Origin of the sequence: Citrobacter sp. wls827, assembly GCF_005280875.1 — a bacterium.
Taxonomy (GTDB): Bacteria; Pseudomonadota; Gammaproteobacteria; order Enterobacterales; family Enterobacteriaceae; genus Citrobacter; species Citrobacter youngae.
Map to the genome: position 1 here is coordinate 109,338 of NZ_SZWR01000023.1, position 1,878 is coordinate 111,215.

At 56.2% G+C, this 1,878-nt stretch carries 3 protein-coding genes; 2 read left to right on the forward strand and 1 reads right to left on the reverse strand.

Translation table 11 applies throughout. The annotated features are described in order from the left end of the window. On the forward strand, positions 1-512 hold a 512-nt coding region (gene ugpQ, locus FDX03_RS19990), incomplete at its 5' end, for a glycerophosphodiester phosphodiesterase (protein WP_249357125.1). Here the strand turns inward: ugpQ and FDX03_RS19995 are convergent. After that, positions 509-949, reverse strand: a complete 441-nt coding sequence (locus tag FDX03_RS19995; protein ID WP_003023456.1) for a DUF2756 family protein — start codon at positions 947-949, stop codon at positions 509-511. The genes ugpQ and FDX03_RS19995 overlap by 4 nt on opposite strands. Positions 950-1,067: 118 nt before the next feature. Here FDX03_RS19995 and FDX03_RS23705 point away from each other — a divergent pair. Beyond that, on the forward strand, positions 1,068-1,878 hold an 811-nt coding region (locus FDX03_RS23705), incomplete at its 3' end, for a gamma-glutamyltransferase (RefSeq protein WP_249357126.1).

Genomic DNA, 1,878 nt, shown 5'->3' on the forward strand with positions numbered 1-1,878 from the left:
GCGTGGATGCCGGCGGCTGGTTTAGCGGTGAGTTTAAAGGCGAACCGTTGCCGCTGCTCTCGCAAGTTGCTGAGCGCTGTCGCCAGCACGGCATGATGGCAAATATTGAGATCAAACCCACCACCGGGACGGGGGCGCTCACCGGGAAGGTCGTGGCGCTGGCCGCGCGGGAACTGTGGGCGGGAATGACGCCACCACTGTTGTCATCCTTTGAAATTGACGCGCTTGAAGCGGCGCAACAGGCGGTGCCTGAACTGCCGAGAGGTTTGCTGCTGGATGAATGGCGCGAAGACTGGCGCGAGCTGACCACGCGGCTTGGCTGCGTCTCTATTCATCTTAATCATAAGCTGCTGGATGAGGCGCGCGTGGATGCGCTGCGCGATGCGGGGCTACGTATTCTGGTGTATACCGTCAACCGACCCCAGCGCGCGGCAGAACTGCTGCGCTGGGGTGTGGACTGCATCTGTACCGATGCCATTGATACGATTGGCCCGGATTTCCAGCCCAGTTAAGGCCCAATTGTTTTTAACGGAACGTTAGGTTGCGGCGTGCTGGAGGGCTTCAGCATGTCGCCGTTCTTTTTCTCCGACAGCATATGTTGCTTATTGAGCGAGCTGTCCGGATTACGGGTTCCACTCAACATCCCACCGTTACTGTTAGGCAGCATTTGCTGCTGTCCAGGATTCAACTCGCCCGGCTGAGACTGCAGCACGCGCTGGGTGTTCGTGTTGATTTGGTTTTCCATATGCTGTTGCTGCATGCGCGTCTGCGTTTGCAACTGCTGGTTGAGCATCCCTTTCTGCTGAATCTGCTGTGATTGCATTTGGGTTTGCATACGCTGCTGACTCGGGATCTGATAACCGGGTTGATTCGGGTTATTCATGGTGTTGATGGGCTGTGCAAAGCCAGCAAACGGCAAGAGCATGGCTAAAAGTAAGAGTCGTTTCATCGCTTTTCTCCTCTCGGGGATCGTTTAAGTTTACTCCTTTCTCGCCGTTACGATGATTATTTCAGAGTTATGCACCAGGCTTAGTGGGGGCCGACCCCCGTACATCTGGAGAATAACGATGATAAAACCGACGTTTTTACGCTGGGTAGCCATTGCTGCTCTGCTCTCAGGAAGTTGTTTTAGCGTGGCTGCCGCGCCGGCTGCGCCACCGCCGGTATCCTACGGTGTCGAGGAAGATGTGTTCCATCCCGTTCGCGCGCAACAGGGGATGGTGGCTTCCGTAGATGCTTTAGCCACCCAGGTTGGGGTGGATATTCTGAAACAGGGCGGGAATGCCGTTGATGCCGCTGTTGCCGTGGGCTACGCGCTGGCGGTGACGCATCCACAGGCGGGTAATCTGGGCGGCGGTGGGTTTATGCTGCTGCGTACCAAAGACGGTAACACCAAGGCGATCGATTTTCGTGAAATGGCTCCCGCTGGCGCGACCCGTGATATGTTCCTTGATGAACAGGGCAACGCCGATGCGAAAAAGTCGCTAACCTCACATCTGGCATCCGGTACGCCGGGTACCGTGGCGGGTTTCTCGCTGGCGCTGGAGAAATACGGCACGATGCCGCTGAACAAAGTCGTGCGCCCGGCAATGAAGCTGGCGGAAGAAGGCTTTGTGGTTAACGACGCGCTGGCCGACGATCTGAAAACCTATGGCAGCGAAGTGATCCCTAATCACGAGAACAGTAAAGCCATTTTCTGGAAAGACGGCGAGCCGCTGAAAAAGGGCGACAGGCTGGTGCAAACGAACCTGGCGAAAAGCCTCGAGATGATTGCCGAAAATGGTCCGGATGCGTTTTATAAAGGGGCGATTGCCGATCAGATTGCGGAGGAAATGCAGAAAAACGGCGGGCTGATGACGAAAGAGGACTTAGCCGCCT